Origin of the sequence: Lewinella sp. 4G2 (genome assembly GCF_001625015.1) — a bacterium.
Taxonomy (GTDB): Bacteria; Bacteroidota; Bacteroidia; order Chitinophagales; family Saprospiraceae; genus Neolewinella.
This window is the reverse complement of sequence record NZ_LVWJ02000019.1, coordinates 173,165-193,626: the sequence shown is the minus strand read 5'-3', so window position 1 is coordinate 193,626 and position 20,462 is coordinate 173,165. Positions and strand designations below refer to the sequence as shown.

Sequence of the window (20,462 nt, the reverse complement as noted above, 5' to 3'; positions counted from 1 at the left end):
ACGCATGCCCTACATAAAATGACGGCACTATCCGACTAAAAATCCAATCCCAAGCCCAAGAGGAAGTTCCTCCCCGCCTGAGGATAAAGACCCTGAGCTGTACCCACCTCACCATCGGAGTAGAAACGGTAGGACCACCCATTACTGAAATAAAGTTGGTCCGTTAGGTTGCGCGCCAAAAAGGTCACGCGGAGGGCACCGAGGGGGGAGTTGGCGGGCATGAACCGGTAGGAAAGTCGGAGGTCCGTGTAGTAGTAGCCATCGAGCTTTGAATTTTCATCGCCGGAATTGTCGACGTAGCGGTCTCCGACGTACTTGGTTTGGAGTGCAGCGGAGAGTTTGTTCTTCTGCGTATTGAGGACGTTGTACTCCAGATCCAGCGCACCCGTGACGGAGGGGCTGAAGGCCAGCGGGTTGTCCCCCTGTTCGATCTCGAACTGGCCGCCTTCGTCGAAGTTATCCACGAACTCGGTGAAGTTTTGGATGCGGTTGCGGCTTACGGTCAGGTTACCCCCAACGTTGAAGTCGCCCAGTTGGTAACCGCCCTGAAGCTCAATACCGAGGCGGTAGCTTTCGTCCACGTTAGCGCGAATGTACTCACCGACATCGTTGAGCTCTCCGGTCAGGACGAGCTGGTCCTGATAATCCATGTAGTAGACGTTGGCCCCGTAGTTGAAGCGGTTGCTCACGCCGCGGATGCCGACTTCCGTATTGAGTAGTTTCTCCGGTGTAGGGCGGGTAGCCGTCGGGTTTTCGGTGAAATCATTCCGGTTGGGCTCCCGTTGGGCGACGCCGAAACTGGCGTAGGCCTGGCCACCAACGTAATCGTAGAGCAGTCCTACTTTAGGATTAAAGAAGGTGAAGTTCTCGTCCTCGTCGATCCGGCTCAAGTCATTGGCGAAGCCCAGAAATTCGTAGCTGACGGCCCGCAGCTGAAGGTCAGCGTAGGCGTTGAAGCCACCACCGAAACCGTAGTTGGCGCGGAGGTAATTGGAGAAGTCCCGTTTCACGGCGTCGTTGTCGTAGTAGCGGTCCCGAATCTCGGAATCGCCGGCATCGCGGGCCCAAATTACTTCGCCATAGTGGTCACCCAGGTACTCATTGGCGGAGCCGCCGAAGGTCACGTCGAGCGCAGAATTGGCGCGGTACCGCAGGCTGTAGACGGTTCCGTAAAAGTGGTTATCCAACCAGCGGCGGCGGATGAGATCGGAGGTAGCTGTTTCCGGATCGGCCGCGGTTTGGGAGGTGATCCCGTAGTCCACGAGGTCTTCGTCGGCTTTGTACTGCTCGAAGTAGCCGAGGCCGCGGGTGTAGTGGCCGGAGATGCCCACTCGCCACTGGTTGCCAATGGTATTGTTGTAGTGGAGTTGGTAGTGGTTCTGGCGGTAGTTATCCACCTCATTGTCGTAGGGTTCCCCTTCCTTTTCGGTGCCGACGGAGTTGTAGGTCCGGCCAAATTCCGCTATCTCGTCTTCGGTCACCCCGTTCCAGGATTGGTACGTGACTTCGTGGCCGCCGAACGCGTTGAAGCGCCACACCGCACCATCCGACCCGGCACCCGCGCCAGCGCCCTGATTGGCGACGTAAGTGATACCGGCGTAATAGCCATCGAGATCCGCCTGGGCGCGATCGACGTAGCCATCCGAATGGGTTTTGCTGTAACGCGCGTCGATGGAGAGGCCATTGTCCATTAAGCCCGAGGAGTACTGGACGGAACCGCGCTGGGTGCCGAAACTGCCGACGGTGCCGTCGACGCTCAGTTTCTGTTCTTCGCCGAGGCTGTTGGTATTGAAGTTGATGCTGGCCCCGAAAGCGCCGGCACCGTTCACGCTGGTACCCACGCCCCGCTGAATCTGAATTTGATCCGCGGAAGAAGAGAAATCGGGCAAATTGACCCAGAATACCCCCTGGCTTTCGGAGTCGTTGTAGGGGATGCCGTTGATGGTAATGTTCGTCCGCGTCGGGTCGGAGCCCCGGATCCAGATGCCCGTGTAGCCGATGCCAGTGCCCGCGTCAGAGTTAACGACGACAGATGGCGTCCATTTCAACAAGTAAGGCGCATCCTGGCCTACGTTGCGCTCCTGGATGTCGGCCTTGTACAGGTTGGTGTAGGTGACGGGCGTACGGGAAGTCGCGGCCGTAGCGGTTACTTCCACCACGTCCCGACTGACGAAACAAACGATGACGTTATCGCTGGCCTGCAACGTCAGTTCCACATCGTCGATGAAATTGGCCACGGCAACCTCCTGATCCTTGAAACCCAGGTATTTGACAATGATGCTACCGCCCATTTGCTCCTTGGGCACTTCGAGGGTGAAGCGGCCTTTCAGGTCCGCCGCCGTGCCCAAGTCGGTCCCCTTCAGGATCACGTTGGCGCCGATCAGCGGCGTGTCGGTAAAGTCAATAATCCGTCCGGTAATGGTTTTTTGCCCCGATAGCGTACAAATGGTCGCTAGCGCCAGGGCGGCGCTGAGTAGAAATCGCGTCATGCGAGTAAGAATTTTTCCCTTCCCGGCATTACCCGGGCAGGTTCCTGATTAGAAAATCTAAGGGTTTGATCTCAGCCGGCCCGTGATTGGGTAGCACCCCTTGTGGGCAAAGATAGTTTGATTAACGATTAACGAGTCATGATTAACGAGTAACGATTGGCTACCGCACATCATCGGCTCAGTACTCCAGCGTAGGATGCTACCCGACCGTAGCCTTGTGCTTGCGGTAGCGGAGCGCAGCGATTGAACCAGCGGAGCCAATCGTTACTCGTCACTCACTAATCGTTAATCGTTACTCCTCAAAGCTAGAGCTATGCAGTTCCAGAGCAGCCTTGTGCTTGCGGTAGCGGAGCGCAGCGACTGAGATAGCGGAGCCAATCGTTACTCGTCACTCACTAATCGTTAATCGTTACTCCTCAAAGCTAGAGTTATGCAGTTCCAGAGCAGCCTTGTGCTTGCGGTAGCGGAGCGCAGCGACTGAGATAGCGGAGCCAATCGTTACTCGTCACTCACTAATCGTTAATCGTTACTCCTTATTCTTCTTCCTCAAATGGCAACAACAACTGCACCCCCATCCCTCCTTCCCGCTCCAGATTAGAAACGGAAAGGCCGAGTAGGCGGACGACGGGCACTTCCTCAATGTTCTCATCCAGTAAATCGTAGGCGGCTTCCTTCAGGGCTTTGAGGGTGCGGATCTCCCCGCCAAAGCTGCGGGAACGGGTGTGGATGATGAAGTCCGGCGTCTTCATCTTGAGGGTTAGGGTGCGGCCGAAATTCTGGCGTTCGGTGAGGTAGTGGAAGATCTTTTCCGCCAGCCAGTCCAGCTTTTCGCGCATGACGGCGCGGGTTTCGACGTTTTCGGAGTAGGTGCGTTCGGCGCCCACGGACTTCCGGTTGCGGCTGGGATTGACGGGCCGGCTATCCAGGTTGTTGACGATCTGATAGAGCTTGCGGCCAAACTTCCCGAAGCGGGTGGCCATCTCGAGTTCGGTGAGGGGGACGAGGTCGGCGCCCGTGCGGAAACCCATTTTTTCCATCCGCGCTGCGCCCTTTTTACCGACGCCGTGGAAGTCCTTCACCTTCAGGTTGGCGATGAAGTCGGAGGCTTCATCCCGAGTGATGACCTTCATCCCGTTGGGCTTGTTGACGTCGGAGGCCACCTTGGCCAAGAACTTGTTAAAGCTGACGCCGGCGGAGGCCGTCAGCCCGGTCTGCTCGAAGATCTCCTGACGGATGGCCTTTGCGATCAGGGTGGCGGAGAGCGGGCCTTTCTTGGGTTTGGTGACGTCGAGGTAGGCCTCGTCCAGTGAAAGAGGTTCGACGAGGTCGGTGTAGGAAAGGAAGATCTCCCGAATTTGCGCGGACACCTCCTTGTAGCGGGGGAAGTTGCCCTTTACGAAAATGAGACTGGGGCAAAGGCGCTTTGCGGTGATGCTCGGCATGGCGGAGCGGACACCGTAGACGCGCGCCTCGTAGCTGGCCGCCGCGACGACGCCCCTCATCTTGGAGCCGCCGACGGCAACGGGTTTGCCGCGCAACTCGGGGTTGTCGAGTTGCTCCACGCTGGCGAAGAAGGCATCCATGTCAACGTGGATGATCTTGCGCTCGCTAGTAGGGGGCAGCCGATTTGCTTTTCGCTTCCATTTCATTCATGAGTACCTCCGTGTCTTGCGTGAGGTCATCTAATTTACGTTTGCCCTCGGCGGAGAGTTCGTCACCCTCCTGGCGGAGAAGTTCTTCGAGTTCGCCGCGGCGCTCGGAGAGTTCCTGCAAACGGTCGAGGGCGCCGGAATCCTTGATGTCCTGAGCTTTACCCCGGAGTTCGCCGTAGAGGTTGTCCAGTTTGTCGAGGGCGTCGTCGTACTTGCCGTCGTCCATCTTTTGTTTTTCGGAGCGGAGGAGGGCCCAGGCGTCGGAGCCGAGTTCCTTCACTTTGCCGACGATCTCGCGGCTCTGTTCTTTTTCTTCCGCGTCGCCAAAGAAGTAATTGTAGCCCACGAGCCCGACGACGAGGACCAGCCCAAGTTTGATGATGAATTTGATCATGAGGGAGTAGTTGTGAAGTTCAAGATAGTGAAAGCCGGTAATTCAGTACGTGCTCTTTACCACATCAGCCAGTGGCCCTTGAAACTACCGTTGCTGTATTCCAGGGCGGGGGCGGGGAGTTTGATGAAGTCCAGGGCACCAAAGACTAAACGTACCCACCGCTTCTTCGTTGGGATGCGGGTGAAGGAAATATCCGGGCTCAGGAACCACTGCCGGTAGCGGCCGGGGCTATATACGAAGCGCTCGCCGTTTTGCCGCCACACGTTCCCTTTAGCGCCGTAGACGTTCTCACTTCCGTACCCGACCGCTACGTTAAGCCAGCCCGGAATCTTTGTGTTGGGGGCGAAGGCACGGACGTTCCCACTCAGCCAGATGGTCTGTGCGTTATAGTCCTTCAGGTAGCGCTCGAAAAAGTTGCTGCCGAAGCGGACCTCGCTGATGTACCCCAGATTACTCACCGCTCCGCTCCGGTTGGTAACCGGTACGTTGGGGTGGGCACGCAAGTCGTTCGAGACCTTCATCAGGATGCGCTGCTCTTGCCAGGCAATGTCCTGCACCGTGAAGAGCAGGCTGCCGGTCAGGTTGGCGCCCATGTCGGACCAACTGAAGCCCCACTCTTCGGAGTGGCCGTCCATCACTTCGATGGTGCCCTGCAACAGGTTCGCTACGCCCAGCGCCGTATACCGGGCCGCTGGCCGTTTCATGCCGGACCACCGCAGGCCCGCGAAGGCGTACCGACTAAAGATGTAGGCCGTAAAGGCGTGGCCGGCCTTATCCATTTGGTTCCACTCCGGCCAGTCGTTGAAAGAGCGAAAAGGGGCCCGGTCGTACTCCGCGTACCAGGTTTGGTAGAGCCCGTAGCTGGCCGCGCCGTAGAGGGTGGTGCCGATGCCTACTGATGTATAAAAGCGCTTTTTATTGAGGGTGGAATCCGGGGTGAGCCAGTTGTCCGTGGCCACCGGGGCAAGTGGGTCCCGCACGGTCCAGTCCACCATATCTGTTTGCTGTGCCGTCAAGCAGTTGGCCATCAAGGCCAACATACAGGCAAACAGGGTAGAGTAGTGGATGCGCATAGGATAGATGGTAATAACCGGTCAAAAGCCGTAACCTCCCTTAACTGAAAAACGGTCGGGAGACTTTTGGCCACCACAAAGGTAGGCGGGAATGAAACTACCCCGTTAACGGAGCGCGGACACAATCCATTCCAAAAAAATCTGCTTACTTATGCACTCCTAGTTGGTGGTTATGTACATTTGTAACAACCCGAACACGAAATTACTCCGGCACTTTACTCAGTTTCACTTACACACGGCACGAACACCCGTAATCTCGACGATAGTACTTTGTATACGACCAGTTTTCACGCTTTTTACGTTTCTCATTAGTACAGATATTGGCGTTGCCCAACATCACCGTTTCTCATGAAGTGTTTTCAGTGTTATATCCGTCTTTTCTATGTGATTTGATTTTACTACCAAAACCACCTGTTTCGACAATCGAATTTGGTAGTTCATACCATGACAATCCAGCCCAAAGCCGATTCACGCAAGTGGATCGGCTTTACCTTTTCTAAGCGCCCAAGCCACCAGAAGAAAAAAAGATTGGAACCCTTGTGTAGTTTGCCGAACCATTCTACCTTTGCGTCGCTTTAGCAATAAAGTTGCCACGATTCCTTAGCTCAGTTGGCTAGAGCATCTCACTTTTAATGAGAGGGTCCTGGGTTCGAGCCCCAGAGGAATCACTGAAAAAAGCTCCGTTCGCCCAGCGTTCGGGGCTTTTTCTTTGTCCTTTTGGTAGCGGGGTAGCAAATCTCGTAGAGATTACTTACCTTTGCGGCCCTTTAAGCCGGCACGTTGCCGGTTTTGCTTCACCCGATCCAAGCGATCCCACAAAGCTTATTGATTATGGCAGTTTACCTTGCTAAAGAAAAGATCGAAGAGATCTTCGCCGAGTACGCCGGCGACGCGAAAAACACTGGTTCCACCGAGGGCCAGATCGCCTTTTTCACCTACCGCATCCAGCAGCTCAGCGAGCACCTGCAGCGCCACCGCAAAGACCACAGCAGCCGTAAGGCCCTGCTCAGTCTCGTAGGCCAGCGCCGCCGCCACCTTGCTTACCTGCAGAAGAAGGACCTCAACGGTTACCGTGCACTGATCGCCAAACTCGGCATCCGTAAGTAATCGGTCACTCTCCGAATAAAGAAAGCCCCGTTCGCAACTGCGAGCGGGGCTTTTTTCTTGGTACGGACTTAACTTCCTATTCCTTGAGGAACATGTAGCCGCCTTCCGTAGCGCCCCAAACCTGGTTGCCGTCGGCGTCGAAACCCTGGTCCCAACTGTTGATGAAGCTACCGCTTACCGTCACCCGGCTGGTGGCGTAGGAAGCTCCACGGAGGCTGCTTTTGCACGCATTCTTTTTGGTGCTGCCCCGGTAAGTGCCGTCGCGTTGCTGCTTCAGGATCACGGTACAGCCCTCCCGTTCCACGAGGTCGTCGGGGCTGATGTCGGCAAACAGAGCCGGGTTATCGTGGCCACCCACCACGGCGGCGGGGTCGGGTAGTTCGTACACTTTGCTGAGTAATTTTTTGCCCTTCCGTTCGAGTTGGTACACGCGTTGGCGGTAGGGTTCGTCCGGCGCGCTGGCTACGGCTTGCTCCACGTAGAGGTAGTGGCCTTTGTCCTCCCAAATGGGTTGCATGTGGAGGTCAATATCGTAATAAGTCTCGTCCATCTTCGCCTGGGTGGCGGAGCTGAAGCTGCCCGTCATCACTTCCTTGAGGGCGGCTAGTTTGGGGTCCGCACTCACGCCGGAGCTCGCTTTTGGGGTACAGGCGGAAAGTAGGATCAGGCAAAGAAGACTGCTATAGAGTACGGTAGTTTTTAGCATAGGGGAGTCAGTTTAGCGGGCGCCCCGACTGAGTACGGGACTTACTACGTGGCGCTGCCGCAGGTGCGGGGTAAGTGGGATAGGGACGTACCTACCAATCCGGTGGGCAATCGACGGTGACGGGGCTACCATCAACGTCCGGGAACACCAAGCGGCTGGCGTGGAGTTTGATTTGATCGGTAAGGTAGGGAACGGGGGAGCCATATTTAGCATCCCCCACAATCGGCGCCCCGGCCGTCGCCAATTGGACGCGGATCTGGTGGTAACGGCCGGTGATGGGGGTTACGGCGTATCGGTATCCGTCCGGTTCCTTCAATAGCAGTTCGTACTCCAACCGACTTAACTTGGCTCCCTTAGCGGGCCCATCCACTACTCGGGCGCGCTTCTCCAGGTTGTCCTTGACCAGATAGTGTTCGAGGGTGCCCCGTTCGTCCGGCAATGGCACCTGCGTCAGCGCCGTATAGGTCTTTTGTACCTTTTTCTGGGCGAATGCCTCGTTGAGCCGCCGGAGGGTGGATTTATTTCTCGCCAGCAAAAGAGCACCCGAAACGGGGCGATCCAGGCGGTGAACGATGCCGACGAACGGCCGCTTGGGGCTGCCCGGCCGCTGAAAATGTGCCCAGGCCCGGGCTTCGATGGTGTCGTGGTCGCGGTAAGCCTCCACGGTGAGGCCAGCGGTCTTATTGATGACCACGTAGCCCTGGCCGGCGTGCAGAATACTGAGGGGTGGGGGCATTATTCCGGGCGGCTTTTGAGGAGGTTGCGCCAGGCACCGGGCTTGAGGAGGGTGCCGTAAGCAAGGGCCGTAAAGAACGTGAACATGGCGTAAACGAGGGCGGGTTTGAGCATCTCTTCGTTCATCAGCAGGGTAGAAGTGATCATGAAGGCCAGGCTGGTATTCTGAATGCCGGCCTCCACCCCGAGCGTAAGCTGGGCGTTGCGGCCAAAGCCGAACCACTTACCAAAGATTCGCCCGGATAATAAGGCCATAATATTGATGAGGACGGATGCCGGCAGGATGATCTGCACGTCGCGCAAACTCAGTTCGCTCCCCCCCACATCCGCCGGGGCAAACAGTTTGAGGGCAAACAGGACGGCGAGGAGGACGACGCTGATCCACCGCAAGTTTTGTTGTAACCGCTGGCCACCTTGTTCGCGCTTGCTGCGGTAGAACATCCCCAATAGTACCGGGACGAGCACCACCAAAAAGATGGTCGCCGCCGTTGGCAATACGGGGAGGTGATCGACGGTGCCACCGGAATTAAAGGTCCGTAAACCCAGATTCACGATGAGCGGAATGGTGATGAGGGAGAGGGAAGTATTGCAGATCGTCAGGCTAACGGCCAGCGCGGTATCGGCTTTGAGGAGATAGCTGACGAAGTTGCTCGTCAGACCTCCGGGGCAGGCTGACAGGATGACGACACCCGCGGCGAATTCCGGTGGCAGCCGCAATAAAGTCGCCACGGCAAACGCTGTAAGCGGCAACAGACAGAGCTGTAAAAACAAACCTAAGAAGACCACCCGCGGATGGCGGGCCAGCGCCCGAAAGTGGGCCGGCCGGAGGCTAAGGCCAATCCCAAACATGATCAACGCCAGGATCACCCCGATTAGTACGTCGATCATTTTATTTAGACCTTTCTTTGGTTAATCAAATATAGCCGTTACTTTCGCATTACGGCAGTTGCGCTATCCTAGTAGCGTATTCACGGTAAAAAGGTTACCGCCCGCCGCAAAAAAAGAACGCCGCCGAATGGCCGCGTTGCCAAGATGTTAATAGGGTTTTAGGTGTTTATTTCTGGACCGGCTGTGCTCTGCACTCCGGTCTTTTTTTTGTCCAGCAACGGCTCTAACCAGCAATGGGGCGATTCCATTTTAGAGCTTAGGATATACCTATTCAGTTAGCGAAAGAATTGGCCCGGAAGCAAAGTTGCGGCGGAAGTAATCTGTTATAACTACTTGTAACTCACCCTCAATCCGACGTTTGTAAGCAGTAAACTCAACGACCACAGACTTAGCGAAAGTTTCTCAAGTTTGGGGATACCGCAGAATATTCTAACTTTGCCGGTACACGTTAACAAACCTTAAGTGTCCTCACACTCAGTTTACGGTACTTTACTTTCACACGCGGTAGAACATTAACCAATTAAGCAAGCCCGGTTTCGGCGTCACATTTGCGTGGCACCGCAAGAATTCAAAGCCATCGCGCTGGGGCTACCCCGTGCGACACGCTAACTATACTCTAAACACTTTTTTGAAACTAGTAATCAACTAATTTATATCAGCATGAAGAGATTTTCACTCTTGATTGCCGCTGTCTGCCTGAGTTTCTCGGCGGCCTTCGCGCAAACAATCACTGGCACCATCTACGATGAGTCCGGTGAAAGCCTGATCGGGGCTTCGGTCCTGGTCCGCGGTACCACCTCGGGTACCGTCAGCGACATTGACGGCAAGTTCTCCCTGGCCGTCCCCGCCAACGCCGAGACCCTCGTGGTTTCCTACACCGGCTTCTCCACGCAAACCGTGCCCATTGTAGCGGGCAAGACGGATTACGTCATCACCCTGGCAGAAAATGCCGCTCAGTTGGGTGAGGTCGTCGTTACCGCGCTCGGTATTGAGCGCCGCCGTGATGAGGATCTTTCCTCCGCCACCCTGATCAAATCCGACGTGCTCCAACGCTCCGGTGAAACGGGTGTTGTACAGGGCCTGGCCGGTAAGACTTCCGGCATTAACATTACCCGTAACTCTGGTGACCCAGGTGCGGGTGCCTACATCCAGATCCGTGGCCAGAACACCATCCTTGGTGACGCTTCGCCGCTGATCATTCTGGACGGGGTGCCGATCTCTAACTCTAACATCGGTGGTGGTACCGCCGGCGTTGTACAGCAGAGCCGCCTCAACGACATCAACCCACAGGATATCGAGAGCATCACCGTACTCAAAGGTGCTTCCGCCGCCGCTGTATACGGTACGGGCGCCGCTAACGGGGTACTCGTCATCAACACCAAGCGTGGCCGTACGGGTGGTAAGAAATTCAGCGTTAACGCCGGTGTTTCTTACGGTCTTGACAACGTTAACCGCGAGTACGAGAAGCAGGACCAATTTGGCCAGGGCTTCCCGAATACCTTTAACGGTTCCGACTTTGACACCTACGGTTACTGGGTTCCTAATACCTCTCTCAGCTGGGGTGACCGCATTGCCGACCGTAGTGGTACGGACGTCATCGACGACGCCGGCGCCACCTTCACGGGTGACCAGACCGGTACCGTCTACGGTACCATCACGGACAAGGGTGACCAAACCATTTACAATGAAACCAACCGCGACCAGGTATTCCAGACGGGTAACACCGTGGATATGAACGTGAGCGTAAACTTCCGTGGTGACAATAGCCGCACCTACGTCAGCTTTTCCAACCTGGCACAGGAAGGTCTCCTTCGCGGTAACTCCGACTACAACCGGAGCACCATCCGAATCAACCAGGACTTTGACCTGACGAACAAGGTCAACATCCGTGTGAACAGTAGCTACTCTGGCGTAGAATCCAATCGCGTACAGACCGGTTCCAACCTCGCTGGCCTTTACCTGGGTTACCTCCGTACTTCTCCTGATTTTGATAACACGGATTACTCCGGAACCTACACCGGTACGGATGGTCTGACGCGCCCTGGCCACCGTGGTTACCGCCGTTACCTCGGTGAGAGCGCCCCCGTTTACAACAACCCGGGTTGGACGATCAACCGCCAGGTAAACCCCTCCGAAGTAGATCGTTTCCTGGTCGCTCCTGAGGTCAACTACCAGATCCTCCCTAACCTCAAGTTTACCGCTCGCTACGGTTTGGATTACTACACGGACGAGCGCCGGACGGTATTTCCCGTCAACTCCGCTGGTGACTTCAGCCAGGGTGGCCTTTTCCGTGATGAGATCACCGAGAAGACTCAGAACCTCTTCCTGATCCTGAACGGTAACAGCGATATTACTGACGGTTTTAACCTGGACTACACCTTTGGTTACAACTACTTCGACAATGATTACCAGCGCCTCTCCGGTTCTGCGACCAACCTCCTGGTCCCTTCCGATGAGTTTAACCTGGGCAACGCCATCGCGGCAAACAACGGTTCTTCACAGTTCCTGAGCCGCAACCGTAAGAACGGTGTCTTCGGTGTCCTGAACAGTACCATCGGCGATCGCCTGCTGATTGAGTTGAGTGGCCGTTTGGAGCGTACCGCTTCCCTGCCCGACGAGTTGTTCTTCTACCCCAGTGCCAGCCTCGGTTACAAACTCGTGGACGACGATACAAAAGGTCTCAGCTTTGCTAAGCTGCGCGCCAGCTACGGCCAAGTAGGTATCGAGCCGCCACTATACGTAAACCGTTCTACCTTCGTTTCCACGACTCCCGGTTCCGGTGGTTGGGGTGACGTGCTTGATGGCCTCAACTACGGTGGTTCCTACGCCCGTAGCTCCATTCAGGGTAACCCTAACCTCACGGTTGAGCGCGTAAAGGAATTCGAAATTGGTGGTGACTTCCGCTTCTTCCAGGACCGTTTGAGCTTGGGTGCAACCTACTACAATCGCGTGACGGAGGATGCTCTCCTTGATATTGAAGCCCCACCGAGCACCGGTTTCGCTACAATCTACCGGAACGCTGCCGAGATCACGAACGAAGGCATCGAGATCGATTTTGGCTACCGTCTGTTTGCTGATGCTGACAAGAGCCTTCGCATCTTCGGTAACGTAAGCCACAACGAGAATATCGTGACCAAGCTTCCGGACGTTAGCCGTAAAATCCTTAATGGATTTACCTCTACTTCTTCCGCCCTTGTGGAAGGCGAAACTTTCGGAGCCATCTACGGTGGTACTTACGCCCGGAATGACGACGGCACCCTTGCCTTGAATGAGAACGGTTTCCCTTTCAATGCCCCTCAGGGAGTAATCGGTGATCCAAACCCCGATTGGCGTGGTGGCCTCGGTTCTGAATTTACGTTCAAAGGCCTCTCGTTGAGCGTTCTTTTCGAAACGGCTCAGGGTCAGGACATGTGGAACGGAACCTACGGTGTTCTTCACTTTTTCGGTATTGCCCCGGAAACAGCTAACATTTCAACTGCTCCGGAGGATATCGTTAACGCCCTCGGTGAGACTGTACCCGCTGGTACGCAGTTCCGTGGAAACGTCATCGATTTCGGTGGTGGCCCCGTAGCGGCTGACGCTGAGTGGTACCTCGGTAACGGTGGTGGTTTCGGTGAGATCGACGAGCAGTTCGTTCAGGACGCATCCTGGACGCGCCTCCGTGAAGTTACCCTGAGCTACGCCCTGCCTTCCACGCTGTTGGATGGAGTTGGCCTTAGCAACGTAAGCGTTGGTGTGACCGGTCGTAACCTGATCTTGTGGAGCCCCTTCATTGGTGCTGACCCCGATACGAACCTCACTGGTGCTTCCCGTGGCCGTGGTTTGAACTACTTCAACAACCCCGGTAGCCGCTCCGTATTGTTCAACCTTAAGTTTGGTTTCTAGCCAAAACGGATTTCCAAGATGAAATCTTCTTGCTGAAAATTATCGCGCCTAAGGGTGGTCACTATAGCATCACCCTAGGCGCCAATTTCATGCCAGGCTAGTCTACTTTACTTTTCTAAAATCAAATAATGAAAAAGATTCTATACGCGGCGCTGCTTTCTTCCGCCGCTCTATTTACAGGGTGTGAGAGCGTCGTTGACGATCTCAACGTGAACCCCAATGAGTTTACCGAGGTCCCCGCTCAACTACTCTTCAATCAAACTGTACTTAACACCGCTGCCATCGCTGAAGCCGAGCCGGCACGAATTGCGGGTATGTGGTCCGATCAGTTCGCTGGTACTGACCGCCAGTACATCGTACAGGACCGCTTCGAAGTGAACCCCGCCATCTTTGACGAGATCTGGGGCGATCTTTATCAGCAGGGTATTTCTCAGGCTCAGCTGGCTCAGGAAAGTGCTACGGCATCCGGGCAGAACGCCATCGCGAACTATGCCTCTTTGCTCGAGGGCTACTATGCCGCTGAAGCCGCACTAATGTTTGGTGATGTTCCTTTCAATGAAGTGAACGACCTTGAAATTGCTGACCCTGCTTATGATGATCAGGAATCCGTGTTGAGCGCTGCGATTAACCTGATCCAGACGGCTACCGGTGGTACGGGTGCAGGTAATTCTGTTTCCACTGCTAATGAAGTGTATACGGGCACCGCTACCTGGGGTGAATTCGGTAATGCACTGCTTGCACGTTATTACCTCGCTCAGGGTGATTATCCCAGCGCCCTCACTGCCGCGCGCGCCGCTGACTTTGAGGATACTTCTGACGACGTTTCAATCATTCATACGACGACTAACTTCCAGGAAAATCTCTTTTTCCAGTTCGAGGCCGAGCAGCGGACGGATTACCTCACCTTCGGTAACGTAGGTACGGTACAGAGTACTCTTTTCAATATCCTTTCGGATACGACGGCGATGAGCCGTGGTGATGATGATACGGATGATGCCGCACGCCTGGCTCTGCTATCTTCCGGTCCCGCGGGTGGTTTCTACCGCCTTAATGTATTGCCCGGTGGTTTCTTCGCCGCTGACGCTAGCTTTCCGGTAATCGGTTACCCCGAAGTACAACTCATTATTGCTGAAGCCGCGGCTCGTACGGGTGATGACGATGCAGCCATTGCTGCACTCAACAAGGCACGTAACTACTGGGATACCTTAACGGGTACGGATTCCTACAGCGATTTGGACGACGATGATTTCGACAATGATGATGACCTCCTTGAAGCCATCCTCGTGGAAAAATTCGTCTCTGTATTCGGCCTGCCAACGTTTTACGATATTATTCGCACGGACAACCTGATCGGTGCTGATATGGATACACGTAACACGCCGGCCCAGCGCTTTCTTTACCCTTCTACCGAGGAGTCTTCCAACAGCAACTTCCCAGGTACGAAGGATCTTGATACTCCGACCGCCGTATTCAATTAAGCTGATTACTACATCGCTTGTTTTAAATGCCAAAAAGCCCCCGCTCATCAACTGATGGGCGGGGGCTTTTGCATTGGTGGTAACGAAGAAAGACTTTCGCCGTTACTGCTCTTTTTTAATCTCCGTAGCCAGGGAATCCATCGCTTCAAAGAAACCATTCAGGCCTTTGTTGATGGCTTGTTCGAGTTCTTCGCCTTCGGGTAGCTCTTCGATGAGTTCGTGCAGCTCTTCCTTGGTGGGCAGCTCTGCGGTTACTTCATTTAGGATCTCCTCTACTTCTGCACGGTTGGGCATCTCGCGGGCGATCTCGTCGATGGCTTCATCCAATGAGTTGCTTATTTCTTGCTCGCTGGGGTAGTCGTCCAGGAATTTCTGCAGTTCGCGGCGGGCCTCCTTCTGGTCCTCTGCGGGTAGTTGGGCAATGCGTTTCTCGGCCAATTCTTTGAATTCGGCCTTGGTGGGGATTTTGGCTTCCATCTTGTCGGCGTACTCGCGTAGCGCGTCCGTGTCCACTGCGCCGTCCTGCGTACAGGAACTGAGGGCGGCGGCGAGGATGGCCAGGAAGAGGAGCGTGATTAAATTCTTCATTACTAGTGTTGTTTAATGTGGTGTGTGGGTGTTTATGACTGGACTCGCAGCAACGTTACGCGGCATAGTAACAAGCCGCAACGTAACCCGACCAACGAAGAAGGAAACCCGACGAACGCGAGTGTAGCGGTGATACCGTGAAGCCAATTACTCAAAGGCCAAAGGGTTTCCCTCCGCCGCGAAAAGCTACCTTTGCGCCCATGGCAAGAAACCGCAGGAACAGATTCCCCGAACGCATTGAGAACGTAAGCATTACCGGCCTGGCCGACAAGGGCTTTTGCGTAGGCCGCACCCCGGAAGGGCAGGTCGTATTCGTAGAAAAGGTCGTCCCCGGCGACGTTGTTGACGTGCGGCCTTTCCGCAAGAAAAAGAAGTTACTCTACGCAGCTCCCCTCCATTTTCATTCGATGAGTGAAGACCGGGTGGAACCCTTCTGCCAACACTTCGGTGTTTGCGGTGGCTGCAAATGGCAGAACTTCAGCTACGCGGGTCAACTACGGGAAAAGGACCGGATTGTCCGCGATGCCCTCGCCCGCATCGGTAAGGTGGAAGTAGGCGAATGGGAACCCATCCTCGGAAGTGAACGCCAAAGTTTTTACCGAAACAAACTGGAGTTTGGCGTCGCTAACCGCCGCTGGCTTACGGCCGACGAGGTCACCGACGAGGCCGTCACCAACGAAGCCAACGTGATCGGCTTTCACAAGGCCGGCGCCTACGACAAGCTCATCGACATCGAGAAGTGCCACCTCCAGCACGGGCCGAGCAACGAATTGCGCAACGGTATTCGTGACCTCGCGGTACGGATGGAAGTTCCCTTCTTTGATATGCGGGATCGCACCGGGCTCTTTCGCCAGTTCATGATCCGGACGACGACTACCGGTGAGTGTATGCTCGTGCTGGCCTTTTTCGAAAATGATCAGGATACCATCAAGCCCTTCCTCGAGGCCGTAATGGCGGAGTTCGGGGAACACATTACTAGCCTGTACTACTGCATCAACGGTAAGGTGAACGAGTACATGATGGACCTGGAGATGCACCTCTTTGCGGGCACCTCCACCATTCGCGAAACCCTCGGGCACGTCAAGTTTCACATCGGACCGAAGTCCTTCTTTCAGACCAACACGCGGCAGGGAAAAGAGCTCTACGACATCACGGCGGAGTACGCCGGCCTAACGGGCAATGAAAACGTTTACGATCTGTACACCGGTATCGGTTCCATTGCGCAGTACGTTGCGAAGGATGCGGGGAGCATCGTCGGAATTGAGGAAATTGCTGCCGCCATCGAAGATGCCAAGATCAACGCTGAGCTCAATGGCATCCGTAACTGTAGTTGGTACGCGGGCCGGACGGAGAACATCCTCACCCCCGAGTTCGCCGCCAAGCACGGCCGGCCGGACGTACTCATTACTGATCCGCCCCGCGCCGGCATGCACCCGAAGGTGATCCCCATGCTGCTCCAGCTGGAGGCACCCGTCATCGTCTACGTTAGCTGTAACCCGGCAACCCAGGCGCGCGATCTGGCCCTCCTCGCCGAAAAGTACGACGTCGTCAAAGCCCGCGCGGTGGATATGTTCCCCCAGACTAGCCACTGCGAAAGTGTGGTGCGGTTGGAATTACGTAAAACTGTACCTGCTGCTCCCGAACTCGTTGAGGAATAGTTCACGTTACCATCGCACGTATCGGTGGGCGCTGCCGCAGGTGCAAAGGAAGTGAGCGAGTAGATGGTGGTATCGACTACGTTGGGGAAAACTATTTTGTAGAATGGACTGCCGTAGCTGTTGATCCGCTACAGGTTCAATTCTACTAAGGGAAACTGGAAGCCTTGAAGTACATCTTCCCCTTGTAGAATTGAACCATCGAAATTGCGGACTACTTCGGGTTCGGCTTGGTTTGGGCGATAGATGTAGACTACTTCTTCGATGACGTCAATCAGCCACGCTAGCGAGACCCCATTTGCCATCCATACGTTTTCCATCTTGTCTTTTAGGTTGACCAGGCGATCACTACCCGATCTTATTTCGGCAACAAAGTTGGGTACTGCCGTCACCCACTTTGATTGATGATCGGGCTTACCCAGAAAATCCTTTAGCCGTTCGTTGGACACCCATACGGCATCGCCGCAACGTATTTGCTCCCCGGCTAATAAAAATCCGGTAGATGGGCTATACACTTTCCCTGGTTTACCATTGGTAAGGTTCCAAGCGTAGAGGTAGCCGGAGACGTGACCTTCATTTTCTCCAGAGGCAGATTTGACGGGCGTCGCGATGATTACTTTTCCAGAAGATTCTCGTTCCGCAATGATGTGTGGGTACGTTTCGCAGAATTGAGTAAACTCCTCCAGGCTCATAGGGAGTAGCGTTTCGACCGGGCCGACAACACTTAACAATCCGTATGTATTGTTCTTCAAATTTTCGATTCCCATACTTGCGCCACCTTATTTGCTATCGAAAGTTACGGGAATGAAATTTACCAAGAACAGAGGTCCTATTGTTAAAAGCTCCACTACTACAAAAGCATTTGTCAACTGATTTGATAGATTAGACAATGGGCAGGGCGGCGAATTTGTGATTTTCCCACCACCATCTAGGTCCAAGTTCCTACCTTGGTCATGGATAACTTCATCTTTCAAAGTCCAATCCATACGTGAGCATTTGGGATTCCCTCTTTGGCCGCACCCGGGGCTACGACCCGACGGGCGACCCTGACTTCCGGTTCGGGCGCTACACGGATGCCTACAAGACCCCGGCTAACTACGCGGCGTGGGATGAGTCCCTCCATTACTTCGAAGAAGGGAAATTCCTGGAAAGCGCCGAAGCCTTCATGCGCTACCTGCTCGACGAGCGGGAGGACAACGTACAGTTCCAATTAGCGGAAGGGAAGTTGTATTTCGAATTCTACCAGGGCAGCAAGCGGATCACCGGGTTCGCGGATGAGCAGCAACTACGGGCCTCCGCCAGCATCGCCGAGCTGAAGGAGCCGCGGGCGGACCTCCTCCAGCGCTTACTGGGGATGAACTACGAAATGAAGTACAGCCGCTTCGCCATCAACGACACCAATTGCCTGGCCATCGTCTTCGATACACCCGTCAACGACGCCAGCCCACATAAGCTGTACCACGCGCTGAAGGAACTGGCGATGAACGCCGATAAACAGGATGACCTCCTGATTGACGAGTTCGGTGAAAGCCTCCTCCCAACGGAGATCACCCACCTGCAGCAGGTGGCTCCCGCCGACAAAGCCCTTAAGCTAGATTTTCTAACGGGCCACATCCAGGGCGTGATTGACTACCTCAGCCAGGACTTACTCAACCCCGAAGAGCAACCTGGAGCCGTCGCCTACCTATTGCTGGACCTCGTATACCGGCTGGACTACCTCCTCATCCCCGAAGGCTACACCATGGAAGCCCTGGAGCGAATGCACCGGATGTACTTCAGCCGGGAAGCCGATCAGCCCGTCACCTACAAGAATATCCGACTGCTGGGGGAACTGCAACACCTCATGCGCCGCGCGCCGGAGTCCTTTAACGAAGAACTATACGCGGGGAAGTCCACCTTCGGGATCACGCTGCCCGCGAACCATGACCGTCTGGTCTCCCTCATCGATAGCGAACTACCGAATATGGATTGGTACCAGGACAATGGTTACGCGGAAGTTGCCAGCGCCGTACCCGGCTACATCGCCGGATACGCCCTATTCAATTATTCCGTTCCGCCGCCGGACAAGCAACTACTCGAATTGTACTACCGGGTGGTGGAGGATGATTACTTCCGCAAGCTGGGCTACCAGCAATTATTCCTGGACCAGAATGGACGGCCAGAGCGCCGAGCTATCCGGGCCGCCATCAGCGACATCACCGATCAGTTTCGGGATGAGTACCCCCGCCTGCGCCCAGCCACCAGTCAGCTGAGTTTTGATAACGTCGTCGATTTTGGCCGTAGCTACCTCAGTATGGTTAGGGAACTGGATCTGACTAAGCCGTAAAACTCCACGGCAGAAAGCGACCAACGCGTTGGCGGTAGGCTGCATACTCCGGGTAGACGGACAGGAGCAGTTTCTCTTCGTAACTCGATTTGAAGTAGAAGAGGATCGCCAGGGCCAGCGTCAGTAAGTAGTGAAGGGAAGAGTGAGCGTACCAGGCGTAGCCGACGCCCATCAGTAAGACTCCTACGTAGATTGGGTGCCTGGCTAAGCTATAAACACCCGTAGTGATCAACTGCCCGTCCGCCACCGGAGTGGGGAAGGGGGAAAGCGTAGTCCGCAATTGCAAAATGGCCATCACGATCAGGTTACTACCGATGGCTGCCAAACCCAATCCACCAATCGTTGGTAGGTTAGCTTCCAACGGAGAAAACTGTAAATAGTAAAAGTAGAGCCCAAAAAGGACTGCTTGAATCCCGACGAAAACGTAATCACGAACCCCCTTCTGATTATTCATCGGTTACGATTGTTTAGGTATCGCCCGTGCCAGTTCCATCCCCCGCGCGATGAACTGCTCCAGATTAAGGTTGGAATTATCCAGCACCACGGCGTCCTCCGCCTGGCGCAGGGGGCTGTCGGCGCGGTTCGAGTCGATGTAGTCCCGTTCGCGGAGGTTGTCGGCTACGGATTGGCGGTCGGCCATTTGCCCGGCGGCTTCGAGTTCAGCGAGGCGGCGGTCGGTGCGGACGTCCATATCCGCCGTGACGAAGATCTTCAGGTCGGCGTTGGGGAAGACGACGGTACCGATATCCCGGCCATCCATTACGACGGAGCCTTCCTCGCCCATCCGCCGTTGTTGGGGGACGATCGCGGAACGAACCGCCGATAGCGCCGCAACCGGGGAGACGAAGTTGCTGACGGCCAATCCCCTGATCTCGTCCTCCACATTTTCACCGTTCAGCAATGCGTCGTTGGAGCCCGGCACGAAGTCAATCTTGATCCGTTCCATGGCACCTGCGATAGCGCCCTCGTCCGAAATGTCAATGTCGTTGCGTTGGAAATAGAGCGTCACCATCCGGTACATGGCGCCGGTATCGATGTAGCGGTAACCGAGTTGGCGGGCCATGGCCTTGGCGAGGGTGGATTTTCCGCAGGCGCTATAGCCGTCAATGGCGATGGTGTGAGGCATTTTTAGTCTGTAGTCTATAGTCTGTAGTGTGGCTTCGGTCGACCCAAAAAAAAGCCGACAACTTGATAGTCGTCGGCTTTAATTTTTTAGGGTTATTGCGCTAGTATTCGTCCTCGTTGAAGAGGAAGTCGTCCTTGCGGGGGTAGTCGGGCCAGATGTCGTCGATGGCTTCGTAGGATTCGCCTTCGTCTTCCATGGCCTGTAGGTTTTCGATCACTTCCAGGGGAGAGCCGGAGCGGATGGCGTAGTCGATGAGTTCGTCACGCGTGGCGGGCCAGGGGGCATCTTCGAGGTGGGAAGCAAGTTCGAGGGTCCAGTACATACGGGGAGATTAATTTGTCTGATTTAAGAAGGCCGCCA

The 20,462-nt window shown here is 55.2% G+C and carries 17 protein-coding genes and 1 tRNA gene; 6 read left to right on the top strand and 12 right to left on the bottom strand.

All coding sequences use genetic code 11. From position 1 onward, the window contains the following. Positions 1-35: 35 nt before the first annotated feature. The 4 genes from A3850_RS17785 to A3850_RS17770 form a co-directional block, all read right to left on the bottom strand. Complete coding sequence (locus A3850_RS17785) at positions 36-2,489, bottom strand: TonB-dependent receptor (protein ID WP_068220350.1); 2,454 nt, start codon at positions 2,487-2,489, stop codon at positions 36-38. Positions 2,490-3,022: 533 nt separating this feature from the next. Then, entirely contained in the window at positions 3,023-4,138 is a 1,116-nt protein-coding gene (gene dinB / locus A3850_RS17780; RefSeq protein WP_076639979.1) for a DNA polymerase IV, read from the bottom strand. Beyond that, complete coding sequence (locus A3850_RS17775) at positions 4,098-4,535, bottom strand: hypothetical protein (protein ID WP_068220344.1); 438 nt, start codon at positions 4,533-4,535, stop codon at positions 4,098-4,100. Before A3850_RS17775 ends, dinB begins: the two co-directional genes overlap by 41 nt. A 56-nt stretch (positions 4,536-4,591) precedes the next feature. After that, the gene (locus A3850_RS17770) at positions 4,592-5,608 is read right to left on the bottom strand and encodes a DUF2279 domain-containing protein (protein ID WP_068220341.1); all 1,017 of its coding nucleotides are present in this window, start codon (positions 5,606-5,608) and stop codon (positions 4,592-4,594) included. A gap of 594 nt (positions 5,609-6,202) precedes the next feature. Here A3850_RS17770 and A3850_RS17765 point away from each other — a divergent pair. Both A3850_RS17765 and rpsO read left to right on the top strand, forming a co-directional pair. Further along, a tRNA-Lys gene (locus A3850_RS17765) sits at positions 6,203-6,276 on the top strand. 163 nt (positions 6,277-6,439) lie between these two features. Then, positions 6,440-6,715 (top strand): 30S ribosomal protein S15, encoded by a 276-nt coding sequence (gene rpsO / locus A3850_RS17760; RefSeq protein ID WP_068221121.1) that lies wholly within the window; start codon positions 6,440-6,442, stop codon positions 6,713-6,715. 76 nt (positions 6,716-6,791) lie between these two features. On the opposite strand, the gene A3850_RS17755 is transcribed toward rpsO, so the two are convergent. The 3 genes from A3850_RS17755 to A3850_RS17745 form a co-directional block, all read right to left on the bottom strand. Next, positions 6,792-7,421 carry a chromophore lyase CpcT/CpeT gene (locus A3850_RS17755; RefSeq protein WP_082921946.1) on the bottom strand — a complete coding sequence of 210 codons (630 nt, stop codon included), beginning with the start codon at positions 7,419-7,421 and terminating at the stop codon, positions 6,792-6,794. A gap of 91 nt (positions 7,422-7,512) precedes the next feature. Beyond that, entirely contained in the window at positions 7,513-8,157 is a 645-nt protein-coding gene (locus A3850_RS17750; RefSeq protein ID WP_068220336.1) for an RluA family pseudouridine synthase, read from the bottom strand. Then, positions 8,157-9,044 carry a bile acid:sodium symporter family protein gene (locus tag A3850_RS17745; protein WP_068220333.1) on the bottom strand — a complete coding sequence of 296 codons (888 nt, stop codon included), beginning with the start codon at positions 9,042-9,044 and terminating at the stop codon, positions 8,157-8,159. The genes A3850_RS17750 and A3850_RS17745 overlap by 1 nt, the downstream gene beginning before the upstream one ends. Positions 9,045-9,704: 660 nt before the next feature. On the opposite strand from A3850_RS17745, the gene A3850_RS17740 reads away from it, so the two are divergent. Together A3850_RS17740 and A3850_RS17735 are read left to right on the top strand one after the other, a co-directional pair. After that, complete coding sequence (locus A3850_RS17740; RefSeq protein ID WP_068220330.1) at positions 9,705-12,929, top strand: SusC/RagA family TonB-linked outer membrane protein; 3,225 nt, start codon at positions 9,705-9,707, stop codon at positions 12,927-12,929. Between the two features lie 128 nt (positions 12,930-13,057). Then, the gene (locus tag A3850_RS17735) at positions 13,058-14,407 is read left to right on the top strand and encodes a SusD/RagB family nutrient-binding outer membrane lipoprotein (RefSeq protein WP_068220327.1); all 1,350 of its coding nucleotides are present in this window, start codon (positions 13,058-13,060) and stop codon (positions 14,405-14,407) included. A gap of 102 nt (positions 14,408-14,509) precedes the next feature. Here A3850_RS17735 and A3850_RS17730 read toward each other — a convergent pair whose 3' ends face one another. Continuing rightward, on the bottom strand, positions 14,510-14,995 hold the full coding sequence (locus A3850_RS17730) for a hypothetical protein (protein ID WP_068220324.1): 486 nt from the start codon (positions 14,993-14,995) through the stop codon (positions 14,510-14,512). Between the two features lie 200 nt (positions 14,996-15,195). Here A3850_RS17730 and rlmD point away from each other — a divergent pair, with 200 nt between their 5' ends. Continuing rightward, positions 15,196-16,653, top strand: a complete 1,458-nt coding sequence (gene rlmD, locus A3850_RS17725) for a 23S rRNA (uracil(1939)-C(5))-methyltransferase RlmD (RefSeq protein WP_068220321.1) — start codon at positions 15,196-15,198, stop codon at positions 16,651-16,653. 128 nt (positions 16,654-16,781) lie between these two features. Here the strand turns inward: rlmD and A3850_RS17720 are convergent, their stop codons facing one another. Beyond that, entirely contained in the window at positions 16,782-17,417 is a 636-nt protein-coding gene (locus A3850_RS17720; protein WP_068220319.1) for a Uma2 family endonuclease, read from the bottom strand. 221 nt (positions 17,418-17,638) lie between these two features. On the opposite strand from A3850_RS17720, the gene A3850_RS17715 reads away from it, so the two are divergent. Further along, positions 17,639-18,976 carry a hypothetical protein gene (locus A3850_RS17715; protein WP_068220315.1) on the top strand — a complete coding sequence of 446 codons (1,338 nt, stop codon included), beginning with the start codon at positions 17,639-17,641 and terminating at the stop codon, positions 18,974-18,976. Here A3850_RS17715 and A3850_RS17710 read toward each other — a convergent pair. The 3 genes from A3850_RS17710 to A3850_RS17700 form a co-directional block, all read right to left on the bottom strand. Then, positions 18,966-19,430, bottom strand: a complete 465-nt coding sequence (locus tag A3850_RS17710; RefSeq protein ID WP_068220312.1) for an isoprenylcysteine carboxylmethyltransferase family protein — start codon at positions 19,428-19,430, stop codon at positions 18,966-18,968. The genes A3850_RS17715 and A3850_RS17710 overlap by 11 nt on opposite strands. Positions 19,431-19,433: 3 nt before the next feature. Next, the gene (gene cmk, locus A3850_RS17705; RefSeq protein ID WP_068220310.1) at positions 19,434-20,102 is read right to left on the bottom strand and encodes a (d)CMP kinase; all 669 of its coding nucleotides are present in this window, start codon (positions 20,100-20,102) and stop codon (positions 19,434-19,436) included. 100 nt (positions 20,103-20,202) lie between these two features. Beyond that, positions 20,203-20,424 carry a DUF2795 domain-containing protein gene (locus tag A3850_RS17700; protein WP_068220307.1) on the bottom strand — a complete coding sequence of 74 codons (222 nt, stop codon included), beginning with the start codon at positions 20,422-20,424 and terminating at the stop codon, positions 20,203-20,205. Positions 20,425-20,462 lie beyond the last annotated feature (38 nt).

Bases quoted from the DNA above. Each gene is read 5' to 3' on its own strand.
- A3850_RS17730 (WP_068220324.1), bottom strand. From the start codon at position 14,995: ATGAAGAATTTAATCACGCTCCTCTTCCTGGCCATCCTCGCCGCCGCC.
- A3850_RS17770 (WP_068220341.1), bottom strand. From the start codon at position 5,608: ATGCGCATCCACTACTCTACCCTGTTTGCCTGTATGTTGGCCTTGATG.
- A3850_RS17775 (WP_068220344.1), bottom strand. From the start codon at position 4,535: ATGATCAAATTCATCATCAAACTTGGGCTGGTCCTCGTCGTCGGGCTC.
- A3850_RS17710 (WP_068220312.1), bottom strand. From the start codon at position 19,430: ATGAATAATCAGAAGGGGGTTCGTGATTACGTTTTCGTCGGGATTCAA.
- A3850_RS17700 (WP_068220307.1), bottom strand. From the start codon at position 20,424: ATGTACTGGACCCTCGAACTTGCTTCCCACCTCGAAGATGCCCCCTGG.
- A3850_RS17735 (WP_068220327.1), top strand. From the start codon at position 13,058: ATGAAAAAGATTCTATACGCGGCGCTGCTTTCTTCCGCCGCTCTATTT.
- rlmD (WP_068220321.1), top strand. From the start codon at position 15,196: ATGGCAAGAAACCGCAGGAACAGATTCCCCGAACGCATTGAGAACGTA.
- rpsO (WP_068221121.1), top strand. From the start codon at position 6,440: ATGGCAGTTTACCTTGCTAAAGAAAAGATCGAAGAGATCTTCGCCGAG.
- A3850_RS17755 (WP_082921946.1), bottom strand. From the start codon at position 7,421: ATGCTAAAAACTACCGTACTCTATAGCAGTCTTCTTTGCCTGATCCTA.
- A3850_RS17740 (WP_068220330.1), top strand. From the start codon at position 9,705: ATGAAGAGATTTTCACTCTTGATTGCCGCTGTCTGCCTGAGTTTCTCG.
- dinB (WP_076639979.1), bottom strand. From the start codon at position 4,138: ATGAAATGGAAGCGAAAAGCAAATCGGCTGCCCCCTACTAGCGAGCGC.
- A3850_RS17750 (WP_068220336.1), bottom strand. From the start codon at position 8,157: ATGCCCCCACCCCTCAGTATTCTGCACGCCGGCCAGGGCTACGTGGTC.
- cmk (WP_068220310.1), bottom strand. From the start codon at position 20,102: ATGCCTCACACCATCGCCATTGACGGCTATAGCGCCTGCGGAAAATCC.
- A3850_RS17720 (WP_068220319.1), bottom strand. From the start codon at position 17,417: ATGGGAATCGAAAATTTGAAGAACAATACATACGGATTGTTAAGTGTT.
- A3850_RS17745 (WP_068220333.1), bottom strand. From the start codon at position 9,044: ATGATCGACGTACTAATCGGGGTGATCCTGGCGTTGATCATGTTTGGG.
- A3850_RS17785 (WP_068220350.1), bottom strand. From the start codon at position 2,489: ATGACGCGATTTCTACTCAGCGCCGCCCTGGCGCTAGCGACCATTTGT.